The organism is Virgibacillus ihumii (genome assembly GCF_902726655.1).
Classification (GTDB): Bacteria; Bacillota; Bacilli; order Bacillales; family Amphibacillaceae; genus Lentibacillus; species Lentibacillus ihumii.
The window spans coordinates 2,996,064-3,016,437 of sequence record NZ_CACVAN010000001.1 but is presented as its reverse complement, the minus strand read 5'-3'; the positions used below and the strand labels follow the sequence as shown (position 1 = coordinate 3,016,437).

The window sequence follows — 20,374 nt, the reverse complement described above, 5'->3', positions numbered from 1 at the left end:
GTCAATTCAGTTATCTCATCCATCATTTATAAACCAATTTTTGTCGATATTTCCCGGGAAATATCGAACAACCTGGCGAAACCTGCTGAATTTTTAGTCAGTTCCTTCGCCATTAGGAAACACCACCCTTCTCCTCAGAAACTTCCTTCCCTTCATAGTGACGCATAAACAAATCTTCAAGAGTCGGCGGTGCACTCTCCAGTTTCACCACACCAAATTGGCTGACATGTTTGAGAACTGTATCAAGTTTTTCCATATCAACTTGAAAAGAAAGTTCCTGATTTTTTTCTGTAAGATTATGAACTCCCTCCATCGTATCCAATGATGGAACCGGCTCTTTCGTTTGTATGAGCAGATTTGCCCTGGTTAAATGTCGCAGTTCGCTCAATGAACCACTTTCAATGATCTTCCCCTGTCGGATGATGCCGACTGTATCACACAATTTCTCCACTTCAGATAAAATATGACTTGAGAGCAGAATACTTTTTCCTTCACGTTTCACCGCCCCCACACATTCCTGGAAAACACGCTCCATTAACGGATCAAGTCCCGATGTTGGTTCATCCAGAATGTACAAATCAGCATCAGATGAAAAGGCAGCAACAAGCGCAACCTTTTGCCTGTTCCCTTTTGAGTATGTTCGGCATTTCTTGGATGGATCCAAATCAAACTTTTTAATCAGTTCTTCGCGCCTGTTTTTATTGTTGGCGCCCCGAAGCTTTACAAACAAATCGATGACTTCCCCACCGGTAAGATTTGGCCACAGATTCACATCACCGGGAACATAAGCAATCCGCTTATGAATATCGACGGCATCTTTCCAAACATCTTTTCCAAATATTTGCGCCTCCCCGGAAGTTGCCTTTAATATACCAAGCAGGATACGGATAGTCGTGGATTTCCCGGCACCATTCGGACCGATGAATCCATACACTTCACCCGGATTCACATTAATGTCAATTCCATCCAGCGCAGTAAACTTGCCGAACTTCTTCGTTAATCCCTGTGTGCTCAATACAGCCAATCAAATTCCTCCTCTTATTTATAGAAGCTTTTCTTTAATGTATCAAGATAACCGTAAAACTCTTCCCAATATGGTTCAAAGTTAACATCAGTCATCTTTTCTCCTTGTAGACGGGCAATAATTTCGTTCTGATATCCGTCGAGTGCCCACTGGATCAGCTTAAATGCTTTTTCTACATCAACATCCTCTCTGAACAGTGATTTGTCAATGTTTGCATACATGATGTCATAGCCTTGTTGTTTTAAGTTAACATATCGTTTTTCCAGATTCTCCGGTAAATTAGTTTCAGACCTGAAGAAAAATGTCCCCAGAAAATTAAACACACTCGGATTCTCTACAAAACATCTCATTTTTAGGTGTGTCGCCTGCCTGAGACGTTTTATAAAATCTGTTTCATACATGTTTATGACATTTAAATAATCAGTTTTCATTACATCCAGAGAATACTCCACTAAATAGTGATAAAGATCTTTTTTACTGCCAAAATAGTAGAAAAGCATTCCCTTGCCGATTCCGGCATTCTTTATAATTTGATTGGTTGATGCGCGTTCATAACCATTCGCTGCAAATTCATCCAGTGCAGCATTGATAATCCGCTGCTGTTTACCTTCATTGATACTCTTAAATTTTGTTGGAATGACATTTCACTCCTTCTGCTTCAAAATTATTCGGTTCATGCACTGACACCTGCCGAATAATTTTAGACCGTTATGGTCGACTATAAGATAACAGTTTAGACCGTACAGGTCAATAACGTCCAAAAAAAGACTTCAGCAAGATGAAGTCTTCGTTTATTTTTGTGGTTTTAAAAAGATTCTCCATACGGATTTACGCAGTCTGTTTATGCGTGCTTCAGCCATGTACTTACATACATCCCGGTTATAGTACATCATCATCATCCGCCAACCTCCTCTGATTAATTATCGATGGTACTTTCATATTACTGCGGATAGCCTTTTTCGTCGTCGGCTGGGTGACTGAAATTTCGCATTAAAAATACCCTGCTGCTGATGCAGGGCAATTACGACTCCGGATGTAGCACGTCTCAGGCCAATCAGTTTAATCGCTGCTCACCAACTGTATTCAATGGGCATACTTCACAGAGCGGCCGCTTTTTGCATATTTGTTTTGCGTGTTCAACGAGCAAAGCATGATACTCCTGGAATACGTTCAATTCATTTGACATGTGTTTTTCAACCTCGCTCCGAAAACCGTCATACGTTTCGGGCATATCATAACCGAACCGATAAAAAATCCTTCTTGCATATGCATCTGTTACAAATATTGGCTTATCAAATGCATACAGCAGCATAACGTCGGCTGTTTCGCTGCCAATTCCCTTGATATTCAACAGTTCCTGCCGAAGATAATTGCTGTCCATTTGCATTACTTGTCTGACATCATAATCATACCTTCTGAACCATTCAAGAAACGATTTGACTCTTTGTGCTTTTATATTGAAAAACCCACTTGGTCTGATTCGTTCAGCAAGCTCATTTTCGGGCAGATAATCCATTATTTCCGGCTTCAGATAGTCTTTCACTCTGGAGACAGCCTTCTCTGCATTACGCCAATTCGTGTTCTGCACCAGAATGGACCCAATCATCATTTCAAATGCTGTATCAGCCGGCCACCACCCTTGCGGACCATAATGCTCATATAGTTTTTTATAAATGAAATTATAATTGTGCATATAAACCTCCGAAAACTTTACTTGAATTTTACGCTGCCTGAATACCTGCTTTTAAAACATATTGTATCATGAAAACAAAGAATCAAGATGCTCAAATGGAGGTGCCATATGCGCTTACCGGTGAAGGTATGTATCTGTTTAACAGCAATTATTTGTTATATGCATCTATGATTGTTATCTCTTACTACATCCCCTGCTTCAACTCTGCTCGAAAAACCCGTCATGCTTTTTTTCCGTCATCATCTGTTATATTCTAGAATTGGATGAAAAAATATAATTCGCAGTTCGGAGGTATGCATATGTCCATGAAAAAAACATTAACACTCGCCGGATCCGATTCAAGCGGTGGCGCAGGAATACAGGCAGATCTGAAAACATTCCAGGAGCATGGTGTGTATGGCATGACCGCATTGACATCGATTGTCACAATGGACCCAAAAGACAACTGGAGCCATGGGGTATATCCAATTGACGTAAATATTGTTGGAAAACAATTGGACACCATCCTGTCAGTCGGTGTTGATGCCATGAAAACAGGCATGCTTGGTTCCGTTGAAATTATTGAGCTTGGTGCCCGGAAAATCGATGAGTATAAACTCAATAAATTTGTTCTCGATCCTGTAATGGTATGCAAAGGAGAAGATGAAGTACTGCAGCCGGAAAACACGGATGCCATGCGGGAAGTGCTTCTCCCCCGGGCAACGCTTACGACACCAAATCTGTTTGAAGCCGGTCAGCTTGCACAAAATGGTCCAATTAAAACAATGGATGGCATGAAAGAAGCAGCAGTAAAAATTCATGAACTTGGTGCCAAAAATGTCGTCATCAAAGGCGGTAAAGTGTTTGACCATGAAAAAGCGATTGACCTTTTCTATGATGGAACAGACTTTACGATATTGGAAACAGATAAAATTAACACGAGTTACAACCATGGCGCCGGATGTACATTTGCAGCAGCAACTACAGCCAACCTGGCCAATAACTTGTCCGTAAAAGAATCTGTTGCAAAAGCGAAGGAATTTGTTACTGCCGCAATTGCACACGGATGGAAAATGAATGAATATGTCGGTCCTGTCATGCACGGCGCATATAATCAGTTTGAAAAATAACATGGAAAATCCCCGGCAACGTAGTATACCGGGGGTTTTTTTAACGGAACAAACTCCAAGGATAACCTTCCGGCGGGGTAGAAGTGAATTCCATCGTTTCTTTTTTTGTTGGGTGTTCAAGTGACAGTTTATTCGACCATAGCGCTATTTGCTGTCCAGGTTTATTGACATACTGTCCGTATTTTTGATCACCATACAGTGGAAAACCAGATTCAGCTAACTGAACACGTATCTGATGGGATCGTCCTGTTATAAGGTTAATGGACAACATACTCAAGTTATTGTTCACTTCCATCACTTCATAGTCCAACAAAGCTTTTTTAGCGTGCTTTTGCTGTGCGGATACAGCATATACTTTGTTTTCCTGACGATCCTTATATAGAAAATGCTCCAGCCGGGCGTGCTTTTCATGAGGAGTACCACGTACCACAGCTGCATATGTTTTATCAAATCTATTTCGCCGTATGGAATCTGACAGACGGGAGGCAGCTTTTGAAGTCTTTGCAAATACCATGGCACCTCCAACGGGACGGTCGAGGCGATGGACCAGGCCAAGATAGACATTTCCTGGCTTCTGGTAACGTACCTTCAAATCATGTTTCAATAAATTGTGCAGATCGCTGTCACCACTTTGATCTCCCTGCACAGGCATGTTGACTGGTTTTTCCACGACCAACAAATGGTTGTCTTCGTATATTATCGGTATATTCATGCAACAATCGAACTCCTTTATTTCATAACTTTTCCTATCATAACATACCTTCATTGTTCTGGTTCATTGTACCCAGGCTAATCAGCCTATTTATTTTTTCCTAGTTTTCCATTATTCTAAATGTGACAATATTTTGAAAGGGGTTACACTATGTATCGACAAACAATGTGGAAAGTTATCTTCCCATTAATGGCAATTATGCTTATTTTTACCCCGCTTGAAGGAAATACTTCAAGCGCTGCAGAAGATAGCAGCATTGTCAATTTGCGCCTGATGGAGACAACAGATATCCACGTCCATCTGGCAAACTATAACTATTATCAGGACGAACCGACGAATGAATTCGGCCTGGCATTGACAGCAACACGGATTAAAGAGGCCCGCGGCGAGGCTGTGAACAGCATGTTGTTTGATAATGGCGATCTTATTCAGGGAAACCCGCTAGGCGATTATGTTGCCAGAAATGGACTTGAAGAAGGAGAAGTACATCCTGTCTACAAGGCTATGAATTTATTGGATTATGACGCAGCAAACATCGGGAATCATGAATTCAACTATGGGATTGATTTTTTGAAAGAATCAATTGATGATGCGAATTTCCCGTATGTAAATGCCAACGTCTATTATGATGACGGCGATAATGACCCAAGCAACGACCAGCCATTTTTTGATCCCTACAAGATTTTACATAAACAGGTAACGGACACAAATGGTAATACACAGACGGTAGATGTTGGTGTTATTGGTTTTGTTCCTCCACAAATTATGCAGTGGGACCGCTCCAACCTCGAAGGAAAAGTTATAACAAAAGGAATCTATGAATCTGCTAAAAAGTATGTTCCAATTATGCAGGAACAGGGCGCAGACATCATTGTTGCCATTCCGCACTCCGGACTGGGATCAGTCGAATTGCAAGAACGCGAAGAAAATGCAACCTATAACCTGACAGAAATTGAAGGCATCGATGCCATCATGTTTGGCCATGCCCATGAAGCATTTCCGAGTGAAACGTTTGCCGGTATTCCAGGCGTAAACCTGGAAAAAGGCACCATCAATGGAGTCCCTTCTGTTGAAGCCGGCTATTGGGGAAATCATCTGGGAATCATTGATCTGCAGCTTGAAAAAAATGGCGAAGACTGGGATGTGATTGATTCCAGCTCCGAGGTACGCTCCATTTATAATGAAGAAACTGGAGAAGCACTTGTTGAGCCGGACCAGGAAATCCTTGATGCGATATCCGAGGAACATCAGGCAACACTCGACTATATTCGTTCCCAGGTTGGTGAGACTACCGCACCAATTTACAGCTATTTTGCGCTTGTAAAAGATGATCCGTCTGTGCAGATTGTTTCCAATGCACAAAAGTGGTACACCAAACAGGCGGTAACCGGAACGGAATATGAGAATTTGCCAATATTGTCGGCCGCAGCACCATTTAAAGCGGGCGGACGCAGTGGTGCGGGATATTACACATACATTCCGGAAGGCCCGATTGCGATCAAAAATGTAGCAGACCTTTATGTGTACCCGAACACATTAAAAGTTGTAAAATTGACCGGTAAAGAAATTCATCAGTGGCTTGAAATGTCTGCCGGACAGTTTAACCAGATTGACCCGAACATTTCTGAACCACAAGCTTTAGTGGACTTAGGTTTTTCAACTTATAACTTTGATGTAATCGATGGGCTTACGTACGAAATTGATGTTACCGAACCATCCCGATATAACAATGATGGTGAGCTGATTAACCCTAACGCACAACGGATTGTCAATCTGCAATATAATGGTGAGCCAGTTGAGGACAGCCAGGAATTCCTGGTAGCGACAAATAACTACCGGGCAAGCGGCGGCGGTAACTTCCCGAACCTGGATGGCAGTCAAATTGTTCTGTCACCGCAAATTCAGAATAGACAGGTTATCATCCAATATATTCAGGAAAACGGCACGATTGACCCGTCAGCAGATGGAAACTGGTCATTCGCAGCAATAGAAGGTAATCCTGAGCTGATATTCCAATCGTCACCAGATGCACAGGAATTTATCCAATCAGATGGAAATATTTCCTATATTGGTGAAGGTGCTAATGGATTTGCCAAATATGCAATCGACCTTGCTGCTGAAGAACCTGTAACCCTCACATCACTTCAGGAAGATACAGCAGCATATATTGCAGACGGTTCTGTTGAACACCCATTGGCAGTTCAGCTGAAAAACAAGCTGAAACAGGCTGCACATCACATGGATAAAGGACACCAACAGCAGGCTGTAAAAAAAGTGGAAGGATTTTTAAAACATTTAAATAATAAAGCGATGGGGAAATTTATTACAGCCGATGCGAAGGAAGCACTGAATGCCAGTGCAAATGAGCTTTTGGAAAACTGGAAATAATCCTCCATACGAAACCCCCGCGGCGGGATTGCTGCGGGGGTTTTACCATATTAATTCAGCAGTTAACAGCGAATGGTCCGAATAGTTTTGCTTCCGTTCGTCATGAGAAATTTCACAACTGCTGAGATCTTTCATAAGAGAATGTAGATCCCTCCCATTTCAGGCCTCTCCCGATTGGATGCAGTTCTCTCCCATTTCGGGCCAATCTCTCCCGATTGGATACTGTTTTCTCCCATTTGAGTACCAATCTCTCCTATTTGGACCCCGCCATTACTTAATTCGCAACTATGACTGGTTCAAGGCATCTTTTATAGCGTCTACTGTTATTTTCGAATGTGAGGTGTTCCATAATACTTCTTTATCTTTAATCAAAAAAATTTGTGGGGATTCATGTTTAACACTCGTTTTATCAGCAATCTCATTCGAAATATCCCTGCTTTCAATCACTTTGACCATGTACCCATCCAAGTTATCTTCTGCCGAGTCCAAAAATGCATTATATTCCTTAAACGCTCCAGCACTTATTGGGCATGTTGTACTATGCTTGAAAAGCAGAACCGGCTTTTCGGTTGACTCTTCCCACACTTATTCCAGTTCATCTGTTGCCTGAAGTTCTTTTAACTCAACCATTGCAATAACCTCCTTCATAATTTAGATTTTACCTTTATTGTAATTGATTCGGAAACTTTTAACCAATATTAAAAACGGACATCTGTATAAAACAGACATCCGTTTAGTGAAACATTTATGCATTTTATAATGGACCCAAGATTTTAGACACGAAAAAAGGAGATGTTAAGGTAGGTACATGAAACGAAAAAGATACACCCCCGAATTCAAATCTCAAATCGTGTTGGAAATCTTGAAGGAAGAAAAACCAATGAGTCAGATTGCATCGGAACATGGTATACATGTGAACCAGCTGCATAAATGGAAAACGCACTTCCTGCAGGAAATGCCACAGGTGTTTGAGAAGCAAAACAGGGATCAGGAAAAAATCAAAGCAGATTATGAAAAACAGCTGGAAAACCTTTATGCAGAAGTTGGGAAATTGACCACGCAATTGTCGTGGCTCAAAAAAAAATCTGGCATCTACCACGACTAGACGGGAACGCATGGAGATGGTGGAATGGGAAGACGCTGAACTTCCCATCACCCAACAAGCCGAACTGTTGAACTTAAATCGTACCAGTCTTTATTACAAACCGGTTGAGCCTTCACCTGAAGAGGTAGCCATGAAACACCGGATTGATGAGATTTATACGAAATTTCCATATTTCGGATCACGCAAGATTGCTGAAAAATTAAAGGCTGAAGGAGTGAACATCAACCGCAAAAGAGTACAGCGTCACATGCGTGAAATGGGCATTCAAGCAGTTTATCCCGGTCCCAATTTAAGTAAGCGCAATCTGCAGCACCGTGTTTATCCATATCTGCTGAAAGGAATGAATATTACCCGTCCCAATCAAGTCTGGAGCATTGATATTACGTATATTCAATTACAGCATAGCTGGATGTATTTAACAGCTGTTATCGATTGGTATTCCCGTTATATTATCAGTTGGGAATTAGACCAGACACTTGAAATGAGCTTTGTATTGGATACTGTTAAGCGTGCATTAACCATAGAAACACCTGAGATATTCAATAGTGATCAGGGCAGTCACTTTACCAGTCCAAAGTATATTAATCTCTTAAAAGACCATCCATCCGTACAAATCAGTATGGACAGTAAAGGTCGCGCATTGGATAACATCATGATAGAACGTTTTTGGCGAAGCCTCAAGTATGAAGAAGTCTATTTAAAAGATTATGGCACGCCAAGAGAAGCAAGACTAAATATTCGCGACTATATGGGGCTTTATAACTGTGACCGCCCGCATCAGTCATTAGGTTATAAAACACCAGCATCCATTTATTTTCAGTAGGTCATTGCCCCTCCATCTTGGAACGATTATCTTTCCTATGCCAGAACCCGTCAAGGGAAAGTACGCCCTTGACAGAACCTGGCACAGGAAAGGCGTGGTCTACAAGATGGGAAGGGACACAACTAATGACCCCACCTTATTTTTATAAAATTAGTGTCTTGACAATGGGGTCCACTTTATTTACTGTTTCTTTTTCTCTAACTGACTTTAAAGCGCCGCTCCATGCAAGTAACTGATCAAGCATCCCGTTGGCATTCGCTGCATGATAGTCAGCAGGTTTAAACACACTGAAGTTTTCAAAATCTGTCATAAGTGAGAAGGTTACTGCAGTTTGAACATCTGCAACCTGCAGTTCTCCAAAGATAAGACGAAGATTTTCATGTGCACGCGTTCCACCCAGACTGCCGTAGCCGACAAAACCTGCAGCTTTATTAGCAACTTCCGGTTTAAGGTAATCAAGCGCGTTTTTAATCGCTCCGCCTACTGCATGGTTATATTCTGGTACAACGAAAATATAGCCATCAAATGAAGCCATCTTTTCAGACCATGACTGGATTACTGCTTCTGCTTCTTTCTGCTGTGCTTCCGGTACTGCTGCTCCCAGCATTGGCAGGTTATAGTCAGCCAAATCCACCAGCTCATAATTTACGCCATCGTCATTACGATCAGCAGCAAAATCATACATCCAGTTAGCAACTGCCTCCCCATTACGTCCCTGACGAACACTTCCAAGAATAATACCTATGTTTAACATAAAAATTCCTCCCATAATTTATGTTGATTTATTTTAGTTTGAATTCAACATAAATTATCATAGCATGGTTTTCTGGTTATTTCAAGTAAGTTTATATATTTTTTATAACAAAGTTACTAAAAGTAATTAATTATATTCTTTTTCAAATTCGATGGTGCTTCTAACTGTATCAATTGGCCGTACCATCTGCTCAATTTGTTCACGCTTTGGTTCCAGCATCGGCGGCAGCGATAATTTTTCGCCAAGAGTTTCATATGGCTCATCACCCATAAAACCAGGGCCATCTGTTGCAAATTCAAACAATATTTGCGGTGCAACATTTACATACAGCGACTCAAAGAAATGGCGGTTTACATAGCCGGACGTGCGGAAACCAAAACCGTTCATGCGCTCAATCCATTCCTCCAGAACGGACCGGTCCTCTACGCGAAATGCTGAATGGTGTACTGTTCCATAGCCTTGCCGTGCCATTGGCAGTACCGGATTATATTCCACGATAACCCGTGCACCATTGCCGCCTTCCCCTACTTCAAATAAATGGAAGGAGCCTTCCTGATCAATTTCCTTAAATAACAGCACTTTTTCCATCATTTCCTTAAAATAATCAAATTCGGCTATTCGGACGAAAATTGGACCAAGTCCGGTAATGGCGTATTCCAGTGGTATCGGACCGTTCTTCCAAGGCGTACCGGCAGCAACCCCTTCATTATTTTCATCTGAAATAAGCTGATAATTCTGATCATCAAAGTCAACAAAGGAAAGTGTCTTCGTACCAAACTGTTCTTTAATCCCTTTATGCTTCACTTCCAGCCGATCAAATCGTTTCTCCCAATATTCCAGCGCTTCATCGCTCGGTACGCGGAATGATGTTTTGAAAATCTCATTCGTTCCATGACTTCCTTTCGGGATTCCCGGAAAATCAAAAAACGTCATATCTGTACCTGCATTTCCCTCATCATCAGCAAAAAACAGGTGATACGTTTTAATATCATCTTGGTTCACCGTTTTCTTGACCAGACGCATTCCTAATACATAAGTGAAAAACTCATAATTTTTCTCCGCACTGCTCGTAATGGCAGTAACATGGTGCATTCCTTTTATTCCATTCATCGTATTTTCCCTCCATCTATAAAAGTTATCTTCCATTTATTTTGAATTCAAAATAAATATACTGCTAAAAATTCCTTATGTCAACAATTCCGTTTTAGAAACCCCTTCCCCATCATCTTGGGTAATTGCTTAGTTGCACCTATGCAAATAGAAAGACTTTTTCTTTCTATTTGCAAAAAAACACGCCAAAAGCTTATAGAATAGCTTTTAGCGTGTTTAAAATTACTTGCGGTCCGGATCTTCCGGATGCAATGCAGTGGGACGTCTGTTTTTTAACGGCATTGGTGCCCGCAGCACAACATCCCGCATGGCGCGGAACGAAAACGGGATAAATGGCCACAGGTAAGGCATATTAAATGATTTTAACCGTGCAAGAGCGACCACCCATAACGCAACGCCTATTATGAATCCGTACAGGCCGAATATGGCTGTTACCCCCAGCAGAAACAGCCGATATATCCGATTTGCCAATGCAAATTCGTACGATGGTGTTGCAAATGTTCCAATCGCCACAAACGAAATATACAGAATGACCTCATTCGTGAACAGTCCTACTGCAACCGCGATCTGACCAATGATGACCGCCGACACCAAACCAAGCGCCGTGGCCATCGCGGACGGTGTATGGATGGTCGCCATTCGCAGCATGTCCATTCCGAGTTCCACAAGGATAAGCTGTAAGATTAATGGAACTGCAATCGATTCTTTAGGTCCGAGAAAGCCAAGTGCCGCTGGCAGAAACTCCTGGTTTTCTACAAAGAAAAACCAGAGTGGTGTCAAAAAAATCGACATTATTACGGCAAAAAACCGGACAAACCGGAAATATGCGCCTACAATCGGACGCTGCCTGTACTCTTCAGCGTGCTGAAGATGATGCCAAAATGTCGCAGGAGTAATCAACACACTCGGTGAACCATCAACCATCACGAGCACATGACCTTCATACAGATGCACAGCAGCTGTATCAGGGCGCTCTGTATAGCGAACCGTCGGATATGGGTTCCAGCTTCGACCCACTAAGAATTCTTCCAGTGTTTTGTCAGCCATCGGAAGACCGTCCGTATCAATCGCTTTCAACGAATTTTTCAGATGCTCCACAGTTTCCGGATCGGCAATATCCTTAATATACGATACAACAATATCAGTTTGTGATCGTCTCCCAATTGACATATACTCCATTCGGAGTGACGGATCGCGAACACGTCTTCTGGTCAGTGCAGTATTAAACACAACGGTTTCCACAAAGCCGTCACGCGGTCCTCTTGTTACACGTTCCAAATCAGGCTCGGATGGACTTCTGACTGGATATGTACGCGCATCAATTATGATAATTTTATCGATACCATCCACTACTAGTGCGGCACCGCCGCTCAACACCCAGAATAATGATTTGTTTAAATCATCTTCCGTGGAAATTTCAATATAAGGGAGGTATGTTTTTATTAATTTAACCAGCGGATCCGGCTCCAGTTGTTCCGGTTCAAGATCCGCCAGCAAAGTCATCAGTCTATTCAGTATCTTGTCCTTGGCAAACCCGTCCAGTAGAAACATCGACATATCCCGACCAGCATAGTGCAGATCAAGGTGGAGAGCATCAAAACTCTCGCCGATGCCCATTTGTTTTTTCATATAATCGACATTATCCGAATATTCATTAAAAACCGGTTGTTTCGATTTTCTATACCCTTTGTAACCCATACGTCGCCCTCCTCCATACCATTCTTTACCAATATGGAAGGAGGTTATACCTAATAAATGATTATCTGCATTTTTTTGCCATAATCAGCTGCAAATTATCATCTGACAGCACAGGAGCATCATATCCGATGACTTCCCAACCTTTCTTCTTATACAGCCTAATGGCGGGAGTATTGTCGACATTGGTCGTCAATACCGACGTCGTGTTTAATGCCTGTCCAAGCAGCGCATCATGAAGCTTGCTCCCAACGCCTCTATTTCTTGCTGATGCAGCGACAGCCAGCTCAACAAACTCAAAACAATCCGATAACCAGAATTTCGTTTGTTCTGCAGATAACTGATCTTCCAATTTTCCTCGATAAAATTGCTCCGGCCTGCTTTCATATCCATAAGCAAAACCAATCAATTCTGCATCGCCATTCATTGCTTTCACCCCAACAAACCCAGGGTATGTCATATGCTTATGTAACGTGCTCCTGAATTGTTCAAGGTCAACAGACGTATAATCAAATCCTGTGAAAACAGCACAATTCAGTTTTAGCATTTCATCAAGCATTGGATCATTTTCATCAAAGGACCTTATGTCCATCATATTCTCACATCCTAATTGATTCTTTTTAGTAATCCGTTTTCAATACTGTAAACACCACCGCCTTCCGCATCTATATACTCTCCATCCCGCAAATAAATGGCTGTTTTTTCATCAATACCAAAATTTAACCGGTTTGGAAATGTACGAACTGCATTTTTTAAATGAGGCTCATCATTCCACTGGCTGAAATGGACTGCAAGAAGCACACCCTGAATCAGACCCATCCCCATCCGGTGTTGAAGCACACCTTCTGTATTATCATTCGGGGAAATAACACATCGATCCGGACTGATTAATGCACCGGCGGAAAAACCTGCAATTGGCACACCGATTTCATATTTCGCTTTGATTGCACCAGCAACTTCCGTATCCGCAATATAATCCGCATACAAATTCGTATCGCCCCCGCCAATTAGAATACCTGCGCTTTGTTTAATAGACTCACAGATTTCTCTGACAGAAGTGGAAAGAAGCGGTAAACAATTGAAGCTGTGTACTCCTTTATCCTTTAACGGCTGTGTGAAAACAGGCATATATTCACGCCAGTCCATCCCTTCCCGCTCGATAAAAAGTATGGAAACCGGACCTTTCCTTTTCATGATAATCCCAGAAAACCTTTCCGCCATTCCGGGCGTAAAAGGCGGACCGCTTCCAAACAGAAACAGATGTTTATTCACCATAATTACCCCTCCATTTTTTAGTTTAAATTTAATTAATAAGGGAACATTCATGTTATATCAGGATAGATGAAACATTACAGCCTCTTTATAACCATCTTAACTGCGAAGAAAGGAGAAAATATTCTTGAATAAACATATTGTGTTTTTTGATGCTGAATGCCCTTTGTGCCGAACAGTGAAGGCAGTGCTAAAGAGACTGGACTGGTTTGACACTATTTTTTGGCATCCTGTCCAGGAAGTGAGTGAATCAATAAAAACAAGAGTCAATGAATATAAAAATATGTATGATGAAATCTATATGTTTACGGTGGACAAACAGGTGCTGACAGGATTTAATACGATACGAAAGATTCTCTCTTTACTGCCTGCCACCATTCCATTGGCATTATTGTGCTATATTCCGTTTGTCAAAAAGATTGGTGATCCTGCGTACCGCTTTGTTTCAATTCACCGTTATAAATGGTTTGGAAGAGTGCCGTATAAAAAGTCGTGAACTGGCAGGTGGTGTTCAATACCTTTCAAATACTTCTTAAAGCAAGCTTCAATAACCCCAAATTCTTCACCACGTTTTTTTGGTTTACCGGCCACACTGCATCACTTTCAACACTTCCCCATAAATATACTACTAATATTATAATCTTAAATTATAAAAATGCTCCAATATTAATCTTAATTTACCTGACCTTCGAATAAATAACAAATAATGGATACAATTTTCCCGATCAAATGATACAATTGTTGTAAGATTAAAAATGAATTCCCAATCATAAGGGGGAAACGATTTTGCGTAACGGTTTATTCACAGGAACTGCCAGCATAATGAAACTTCTTTTTCGGCAACAGCGGACTAAAATACTGCTTTGGCTTACGGCGTTTACTGTCATCATTTTGGCGACTGCTTTAGCCTATCCTGACGTTTACCCCAACGAACAGGCGAGAACATCATTCGCAATGACCATGAATAATCCGTTGATGGAAGCAATGGTTGGTCCGGGGTATGAAACGAACGAATACTTAACAACTATTACTACACTTTTTGCGCAGGAAACGCTGCTTTTCACAGCAATTATTGTGGCGGTTATGAACATCCTGCTGATTGGCAGAAGCACCCGGGCAGATGAAGAAGACGGGCTGATGGAATATGTACAATCACTTCCAGTGGGTCGGCTGACATACTTAACCGCCGCGATGATTGTTACTATAACTGTAAATATTATGCTGGCAGTCTTACTCGGAATCGGACTTTATATGACTGATGTGGAAGGAGCGGATCTGGAAAGTTCATTATTATACGGTGCTGTTCTTGGGGCGGCCGGTTTGGTTTTCGCAGCTGTTACGTCACTAATGGCACAACTTACAGAGACATCAAGGGGCACAACAATGTTTTCATTTGCCGTTTTAATAGCAGCATATCTTGTTCGCGCAGCCGGTGATGTCAGCAATCATACACTATCATTCTTTTCATCGCTGGGCTGGACTGTCAGAACAGACGTATTTATGAGCAATAATTGGTGGCCGGTATGGGTTTCATTGCTTACCGTTATTGTCATTTTCTCAGCTGCCTTTTATTTGAATGCAATCCGTGATCTGGGATCAGGATTCATCCCGCAAAAGCCCGGCCGGAAACACGCACCAGCTTTATTAACAACAACTTTTGGCTTTGCATGGAATCAACAGCGGGTCAACATAATTTCTTGGATGGTTATTTTATTCATTTTCAGTGCATCATTCGGTTATATTTTAGATGATCTGGAGACTTATTTTGCTGATGTTCCGTTCATGGAACAGCTTCTTGATAAAGGCTCCAACCTAACACAACAGTTTATTTCCATTTTAATTGCCATCATGTCATTAATCAGTGCTGTGCCACCAGTCATGACCATTATGGCAATAAAAAATGAAGAAACAAAAGATCGGGTGGAAAATTTTTATAGCCGTGCCGTTTCCCGAATCCGTCTATTGGGAAGTTATTTACTTTTAGCCATATTCGTAAGCATTATGATGCAAGGATTGATTGGCATCGGTTTATGGTCCGCAAGTACGGCTGTAATGGATCAGCCGCTGGATTTCAGCAATACCATAAAGTCCGCTTTCGTTTACCTTGCTGCTATCTGGTGTTTGCTGGGATTAACGGTTTTTCTGATTGGCTTCATCCCAAAGGTAAGCGGATTCGTTTGGCTTTATCTCGCATACGGATTTATTATCGTTTACCTTGGAGATATACTCGACCTTCCGGATTGGGTGAACCACATGTCCGTATTTGAGTTTGTTCCGGAACTGCCTGCAGCAGATATGAATATGACGCACATATTCATAATGATCGGGAGCGCTTGTTTCTTAACAGTTGCAGGATTCCTTGGTTACAAGAAGCGGGATATTCGGGGGTAAATATTTAAAGTAAAAGGAGCATATATATGTTAATCGAAATGAACGATGTAAGTCTTATTCAAAATCAAAAATCAATTATTCAACACATGAACTGGAAGGTGGAGGATGGACAGCATTGGGCAATTCTCGGATTAAACGGTGCCGGCAAAACGACGCTGCTGAATCTGGTATGCGGGTATCTTTTTCCGACTAAAGGGAGCATGAACGTGCTTGGAAAGCAATTTGGAAAGTATCCGCTAAATGATTTAAGAAAGGAAATAGGCTGGGTCAGTACTTCTTTACTAGAAAAAATGAAGTATCATGAGGACTCAACCGGCCTCCAGATTGTTTTGAGCGGTAAATTTGCAACCATCGGATTATATGACACACCAACAGACGCGGATGTGGAAAAGGCGACAAAAATAATGGATCAAACGGGCATTCAAAAGTTGCGTAACCAGTCCTATCTGGATATGTCACAGGGAGAAAAGCAACGAATATTAATCGCAAGAGCATTCATGGCTTCACCAAAAATGTTGATATTGGATGAACCATGTGCCGGTTTGGATTTCCTTTCAAAAGAACAGCTGCTCAAAACGATTGAGCAAATGGCAGCTCAAAATAGAACAACACTTATTTATGTCACCCATCATGTTGATGAAATACTGCCTGTTTTTTCACACACTATGCTGCTGAAAGAGGGAAGTGTCTTCTCAGCGGGAAGGACCGAAAACCAGCTTACCTCCGAAAGAATGTCACAATTTTCCGGTTCTTCGGTACATATCAGTGAAAAAAACAATCGTTATATGCTTAACATCCCTGAAAATGCGATATGATTTACACTTGTGTTTATTTATAAAAATGACTCACACAATTATAAATGCTTTCGCCGGGTTAGATCGGCAATTGCCTGAAAAGTACGAGGCTTTGAACCCGGCTCTGTGTTATTTTTCAACGTACTCAGGTGCTGAAATCTGCAAAGCAGCTCCAATACTACAACGCCTTGGCTAATGGTAAATGAACATCTACAACCGTGCCTTCAAAACTGCTGTCAATCTCCATAAAACCTTTATGATTTTCGATTATCTGCTCACAAATCATTATACCCAAACCCGTTCCATCTTCCTTTGTTGAAAAAAATGGTTCCCCTATTTTCCTTAGTAGATGATCCGGTATACCATAACCTTGATCCTCAATTCTAACCACAATGGTATCTGCATTATATTTTTTTAAAGTGACGGAAATCGTTCCACCATTTGACATGGCTTCAATTGCATTTTTTAGAAGATTGATGAACACCTGTTTAAGTTGGTTTCCATCACAATTTATGTACGGTATATCCGATTCGATGCTTTTCTCTATTTTAATGTTATTCAGTTTAGCCTGTGACTCAATTAAGGAAATGACTTGCTCTATAAGAATCTTAAGATCTCTTTCCGAAAATTTTGCCCCTTGTGGTCTTGCAAGTACCAACAGTTCACCTAAAAGTTCTTCAATACGATTTAGCTCTGAGAAAATTACTTCCGCATATTCTTTGTTACCCGTTCCGTTACTTTCCATAATCTGAAGAAATCCTTTAATTGCAGTTAACGGGTTTCTAACTTCATGGGCAATTCCAGCGGCCAATTGTCCAGCAACCGTCAGTTTTTCAAACTTTACCATAAGTTCTTCTGTTTTTTTCTTTTTATTTGCATCTTTCATGACTACCAATACCGATTGATCACCTTCATGGTAAGCAGGAAGTAATCTTACTTGTACATCAATAACCTCTCCAGTTACTCCCATTATCTCCCCATCTATTTCATTCATTACTTTCCCATTTTTTGTCCTTTCAAGCGACTCTCTAAACCAACCCCAATCTTTTGGGGCGATAATTTCATTACAATTGATCCCGATAACTTCATCTTTATTTTTTGCTCCTAAGAGTTTAACCCCGGTTGTATTTACAAAAATACATTCGCCATCATTTGAAAATATGATAATTGCATAAGGTGATTCCTCAATCAAACTTTCATATCTTTTTTCACCCTCTATCACCTTTTCTTCAGCCAGTTTCCAATCAGTTATATCTTGAACCTGGCTAATAAAATACGAGGGATGATTATTAGAATCCCTTATCAAAGATACGCTAAGCAGCACCCAAACTTGGTAGCCTTTCTTATGTATTAAACGTTTTTCCATATGGTGGGATTTTCTGCTTCCTTTAAAATCTTCATACATGAAGGATAAATTACTTTCAATGTCATCCGGATGTGTAATGTCTTTAAATTTAACCGAAAGCAATTCTGTTTCATGGTAACCAAGAATATCACATAATGAATGATTCACTTTTAACGGGGTTCCATCGAGTGCTACGATAGCCATGCCAATTGAAGCATGCTCAAAAGCATGAATAAATAATGAAGGGTTCTCCAAATTAAAAGTTGTTTGCATATTCTCTCTTTTCCCCCTTCTCAAAATCCGCCAAATGAAATACACCTGCAAACGGTGACATATAGTCTAACTATTTATTAACAGATATTAATTAGTACTTATTTCCTAATAATAGATTATATTTAACATTTTTTCAATAAATAGAATTTTTCCAAATACTTAGATTTTAGTTGCGTCATAACTATCATCAGCGTGATTTTCTATTAACTTTTTAATGCTCTGTTAAAAGTTTGGTAATATTTTCATGTGATACCTGATCATATTGAAAAGAGGGAGACAAGATGACTTATTTCGATGCTTTTACAACAGCAGCATCCTCAGAAATTGCCAGCGTCAGCTACAGTCCAGAGGCGAAGGTAACAGCTGAACGTAATTCTTCATGAAAACATGGAGATGAAAGCGGCTCCTCTTCAGCAGGAGCCTCATCTTTGTTTATACAACGGTGCAGAAATAAAATAAAATACAGATCTTCCTTTGAATACGCACTTATCGTTAAAATGATTGAAACATATCATATAGATATTGCATGCCATAGATTGGCACTAGCGTGTAGAAAAACAAGGTAACCGGCTTGCAAAGTAAAAAATAAAATATAAACTTTTTCAATGTCATTTTACTAAGACCGGCAATAAGACAAATAAAGTCATCCGGGAACCCAGGAAAAATCATGGAAATCCATAAGAACCGTTCGAATCGTTTTCCTTTGTTCACCCAGCCGATATATTTATTATACGTTTCCTCTTTGACAAAATAACTTGCAAATCCACGGCCAAATCGTCGTGCCAACCAAAAATTTGCCAGTGAACCGATAAAAATACCAAGTATATTCAGAAAGGAGCCCAGTCCAATTCCGAACAGCATCACACCCACCACTGTCGAAACATTTCCGGGAAGGACCGGAATTACAACCTGAACGAATGTCAGTCCCAGAAATGCCAAAGGGGCTATGCTGCCGAATTCTTCAATCCAACCCTGGACACGGTCGGGATTACTGAAAAACCCACTTTTCAAAATAAAAAAAGCGATTCCAATTAACAGGATAACACCTAAAATACTTGTGAATTTTACAATCGGCTTTTGATAATGAATGAGTGTTCTCTTGAGATGAGCCATGCTACCAACACCAGATTCCATTAGCAATTTATCGTTAACATGATAACTTAAGAATATCATAGAAAATACGTATATGAAAAATAGGACTACATATGTCGCTTTGCAGCAACTGCCTATTTATCTTGCTTGAAACTGCCGGTAAATTTCCGACTTAGTTCAATATCAATCAGCGGGGTTCCACTGATTGATATTGAGGAAAAACAGTTCGTTTGTTCACATAACCTTGCTGATCATGGATGGCATCTTAGTCTACGCCTGCATTAATCTTTAATTCGTGAAAATCAGTAGACACTTGGGCATGTTCCGGCTGCCGGTTCATAATAACAATGATTTTTATATTGACCGGAAAAGGGTTCACCGTACCATGTAGGTGGACACGGACCATATGGATTGAAATACCAAAGGGCAAATTTTGCAGGATGCTGCCTCCAAAAATTTAAATTCTTCCTTGCTAATTTCTTTTCATGTGACCTGGCTCTTCGATAAAATAAACTGCCTTTCTGGACAGCTTCAAACGAATAATTTCCTCCTTGAACCTGAAAAATAACTTCCCGAACTGATCTTAAATCAGTAAAATCCAAACAGTCCACTTTAGCACGATTAACAATTACATTTCCGACAAACAACATTCCCAGGTTTCCTTCCCCTACCGCTTCAGCCCTCATCATTCTTGCCATTAAGGCAACGTCAGAACTTGTGTATTTAATGAATGGCATTTTTTCACCTCCAAAATATTGTATGAAAAATCCATATCATTATTTACCCAAATACGC

At 40.7% G+C, this 20,374-nt stretch carries 19 protein-coding genes; 6 read left to right on the top strand and 13 right to left on the bottom strand.

The genetic code is table 11. The features are described 5' to 3' along the window. Window positions 1-112 precede the first annotated feature (112 nt). From HUX68_RS14725 to HUX68_RS14715, 3 genes are all read right to left on the bottom strand, one after another. The gene (locus HUX68_RS14725) at window positions 113-1,024 is read right to left on the bottom strand and encodes an ABC transporter ATP-binding protein (protein ID WP_174615516.1); all 912 of its coding nucleotides are present in this window, start codon (window positions 1,022-1,024) and stop codon (window positions 113-115) included. A 14-nt stretch (window positions 1,025-1,038) separates the two neighbouring features. Then, window positions 1,039-1,602: a TetR/AcrR family transcriptional regulator gene (locus HUX68_RS14720; protein ID WP_246206776.1), complete on the bottom strand. Its 564-nt coding sequence runs from the start codon at window positions 1,600-1,602 to the stop codon at window positions 1,039-1,041. Window positions 1,603-2,078: 476 nt separating this feature from the next. After that, window positions 2,079-2,717, bottom strand: a complete 639-nt coding sequence (locus HUX68_RS14715) for an endonuclease III domain-containing protein (protein WP_174615515.1) — start codon at window positions 2,715-2,717, stop codon at window positions 2,079-2,081. Between the two features lie 299 nt (window positions 2,718-3,016). Between HUX68_RS14715 and pdxK the strand changes: the two genes are divergently transcribed. After that, window positions 3,017-3,826 carry a pyridoxine/pyridoxal/pyridoxamine kinase gene (gene pdxK, locus HUX68_RS14710; RefSeq protein ID WP_174615514.1) on the top strand — a complete coding sequence of 270 codons (810 nt, stop codon included), beginning with the start codon at window positions 3,017-3,019 and terminating at the stop codon, window positions 3,824-3,826. Window positions 3,827-3,866: 40 nt separating this feature from the next. On the opposite strand, the gene HUX68_RS14705 is transcribed toward pdxK, so the two are convergent. Continuing rightward, window positions 3,867-4,538 (bottom strand): RluA family pseudouridine synthase, encoded by a 672-nt coding sequence (locus HUX68_RS14705; protein ID WP_174615513.1) that lies wholly within the window; start codon window positions 4,536-4,538, stop codon window positions 3,867-3,869. Window positions 4,539-4,688: 150 nt separating this feature from the next. Here HUX68_RS14705 and HUX68_RS14700 point away from each other — a divergent pair, with 150 nt between their 5' ends. After that, window positions 4,689-6,926: a bifunctional 2',3'-cyclic-nucleotide 2'-phosphodiesterase/3'-nucleotidase gene (locus HUX68_RS14700; protein ID WP_246206691.1), complete on the top strand. Its 2,238-nt coding sequence runs from the start codon at window positions 4,689-4,691 to the stop codon at window positions 6,924-6,926. Between the two features lie 285 nt (window positions 6,927-7,211). On the opposite strand, the gene ytxJ is transcribed toward HUX68_RS14700, so the two are convergent. Then, window positions 7,212-7,511: a bacillithiol system redox-active protein YtxJ gene (gene ytxJ, locus HUX68_RS14695; RefSeq protein ID WP_174615512.1), complete on the bottom strand. Its 300-nt coding sequence runs from the start codon at window positions 7,509-7,511 to the stop codon at window positions 7,212-7,214. Window positions 7,512-7,734: 223 nt separating this feature from the next. Between ytxJ and HUX68_RS14690 the strand changes: the two genes are divergently transcribed. Further along, window positions 7,735-8,854, top strand: a protein-coding gene (locus tag HUX68_RS14690) for an IS3 family transposase (protein WP_174613712.1) whose coding sequence is annotated in 2 segments (ribosomal slippage) — window positions 7,735-8,003 and window positions 8,002-8,854 — 1,122 coding nt in all. Because the reading frame shifts where the segments join, the coding sequence is not laid out codon by codon here. Between the two features lie 142 nt (window positions 8,855-8,996). Here HUX68_RS14690 and HUX68_RS14685 read toward each other — a convergent pair. The 5 genes from HUX68_RS14685 to HUX68_RS14665 form a co-directional block, all read right to left on the bottom strand. Continuing rightward, window positions 8,997-9,608: an NADPH-dependent FMN reductase gene (locus HUX68_RS14685; RefSeq protein WP_174615511.1), complete on the bottom strand. Its 612-nt coding sequence runs from the start codon at window positions 9,606-9,608 to the stop codon at window positions 8,997-8,999. Between the two features lie 126 nt (window positions 9,609-9,734). Continuing rightward, window positions 9,735-10,718, bottom strand: coding sequence for a ring-cleaving dioxygenase (locus HUX68_RS14680; RefSeq protein WP_174615510.1), 984 nt, complete (start codon window positions 10,716-10,718; stop codon window positions 9,735-9,737). Window positions 10,719-10,940: 222 nt separating this feature from the next. After that, entirely contained in the window at window positions 10,941-12,416 is a 1,476-nt protein-coding gene (locus tag HUX68_RS14675; protein WP_174615509.1) for a spore germination protein, read from the bottom strand. A 61-nt stretch (window positions 12,417-12,477) separates the two neighbouring features. After that, entirely contained in the window at window positions 12,478-13,008 is a 531-nt protein-coding gene (locus HUX68_RS14670) for a GNAT family N-acetyltransferase (RefSeq protein WP_174615508.1), read from the bottom strand. A gap of 11 nt (window positions 13,009-13,019) precedes the next feature. Next, window positions 13,020-13,688 (bottom strand): Type 1 glutamine amidotransferase-like domain-containing protein, encoded by a 669-nt coding sequence (locus HUX68_RS14665; protein WP_174615507.1) that lies wholly within the window; start codon window positions 13,686-13,688, stop codon window positions 13,020-13,022. A gap of 124 nt (window positions 13,689-13,812) precedes the next feature. Here HUX68_RS14665 and HUX68_RS14660 point away from each other — a divergent pair, with 124 nt between their 5' ends. The 3 genes from HUX68_RS14660 to HUX68_RS14650 all read left to right on the top strand — a co-directional run bounded on the left by HUX68_RS14660 (window position 13,813) and on the right by HUX68_RS14650 (window position 16,891). Further along, window positions 13,813-14,181, top strand: coding sequence for a thiol-disulfide oxidoreductase DCC family protein (locus HUX68_RS14660; protein WP_174615506.1), 369 nt, complete (start codon window positions 13,813-13,815; stop codon window positions 14,179-14,181). Window positions 14,182-14,471: 290 nt separating this feature from the next. Next, the gene (locus HUX68_RS14655; protein WP_246206690.1) at window positions 14,472-16,076 is read left to right on the top strand and encodes an ABC transporter permease; all 1,605 of its coding nucleotides are present in this window, start codon (window positions 14,472-14,474) and stop codon (window positions 16,074-16,076) included. Window positions 16,077-16,102: 26 nt separating this feature from the next. After that, a complete protein-coding gene (locus HUX68_RS14650) occupies window positions 16,103-16,891 on the top strand; it encodes an ABC transporter ATP-binding protein (RefSeq protein WP_174615505.1) in 789 nt (262 codons plus the stop codon). A gap of 157 nt (window positions 16,892-17,048) precedes the next feature. Here HUX68_RS14650 and HUX68_RS14645 read toward each other — a convergent pair whose 3' ends face one another. From HUX68_RS14645 to HUX68_RS14635, 3 genes are all read right to left on the bottom strand, one after another. Further along, complete coding sequence (locus HUX68_RS14645; RefSeq protein WP_174615504.1) at window positions 17,049-18,488, bottom strand: PAS domain S-box protein; 1,440 nt, start codon at window positions 18,486-18,488, stop codon at window positions 17,049-17,051. 492 nt (window positions 18,489-18,980) lie between these two features. Beyond that, window positions 18,981-19,601: a TVP38/TMEM64 family protein gene (locus HUX68_RS14640; RefSeq protein ID WP_174615503.1), complete on the bottom strand. Its 621-nt coding sequence runs from the start codon at window positions 19,599-19,601 to the stop codon at window positions 18,981-18,983. Window positions 19,602-19,882: 281 nt separating this feature from the next. Next, a complete protein-coding gene (locus HUX68_RS14635) occupies window positions 19,883-20,317 on the bottom strand; it encodes a cell wall hydrolase (protein ID WP_174615502.1) in 435 nt (144 codons plus the stop codon). Window positions 20,318-20,374: the final 57 nt, after the last annotated feature.

Bases quoted from the DNA above. Each gene is read 5' to 3' on its own strand.
- HUX68_RS14715 (WP_174615515.1), bottom strand. From the start codon at position 2,717: ATGCACAATTATAATTTCATTTATAAAAAACTATATGAGCATTATGGT.
- pdxK (WP_174615514.1), top strand. From the start codon at position 3,017: ATGTCCATGAAAAAAACATTAACACTCGCCGGATCCGATTCAAGCGGT.
- HUX68_RS14705 (WP_174615513.1), bottom strand. From the start codon at position 4,538: ATGAATATACCGATAATATACGAAGACAACCATTTGTTGGTCGTGGAA.
- HUX68_RS14700 (WP_246206691.1), top strand. From the start codon at position 4,689: ATGTATCGACAAACAATGTGGAAAGTTATCTTCCCATTAATGGCAATT.
- HUX68_RS14685 (WP_174615511.1), bottom strand. From the start codon at position 9,608: ATGTTAAACATAGGTATTATTCTTGGAAGTGTTCGTCAGGGACGTAAT.
- HUX68_RS14680 (WP_174615510.1), bottom strand. From the start codon at position 10,718: ATGAATGGAATAAAAGGAATGCACCATGTTACTGCCATTACGAGCAGT.
- HUX68_RS14675 (WP_174615509.1), bottom strand. From the start codon at position 12,416: ATGGGTTACAAAGGGTATAGAAAATCGAAACAACCGGTTTTTAATGAA.
- HUX68_RS14670 (WP_174615508.1), bottom strand. From the start codon at position 13,008: ATGATGGACATAAGGTCCTTTGATGAAAATGATCCAATGCTTGATGAA.
- HUX68_RS14665 (WP_174615507.1), bottom strand. From the start codon at position 13,688: ATGGTGAATAAACATCTGTTTCTGTTTGGAAGCGGTCCGCCTTTTACG.
- HUX68_RS14650 (WP_174615505.1), top strand. From the start codon at position 16,103: ATGTTAATCGAAATGAACGATGTAAGTCTTATTCAAAATCAAAAATCA.
- HUX68_RS14645 (WP_174615504.1), bottom strand. From the start codon at position 18,488: ATGCAAACAACTTTTAATTTGGAGAACCCTTCATTATTTATTCATGCT.
- HUX68_RS14640 (WP_174615503.1), bottom strand. From the start codon at position 19,601: ATGGCTCATCTCAAGAGAACACTCATTCATTATCAAAAGCCGATTGTA.
- HUX68_RS14635 (WP_174615502.1), bottom strand. From the start codon at position 20,317: ATGCCATTCATTAAATACACAAGTTCTGACGTTGCCTTAATGGCAAGA.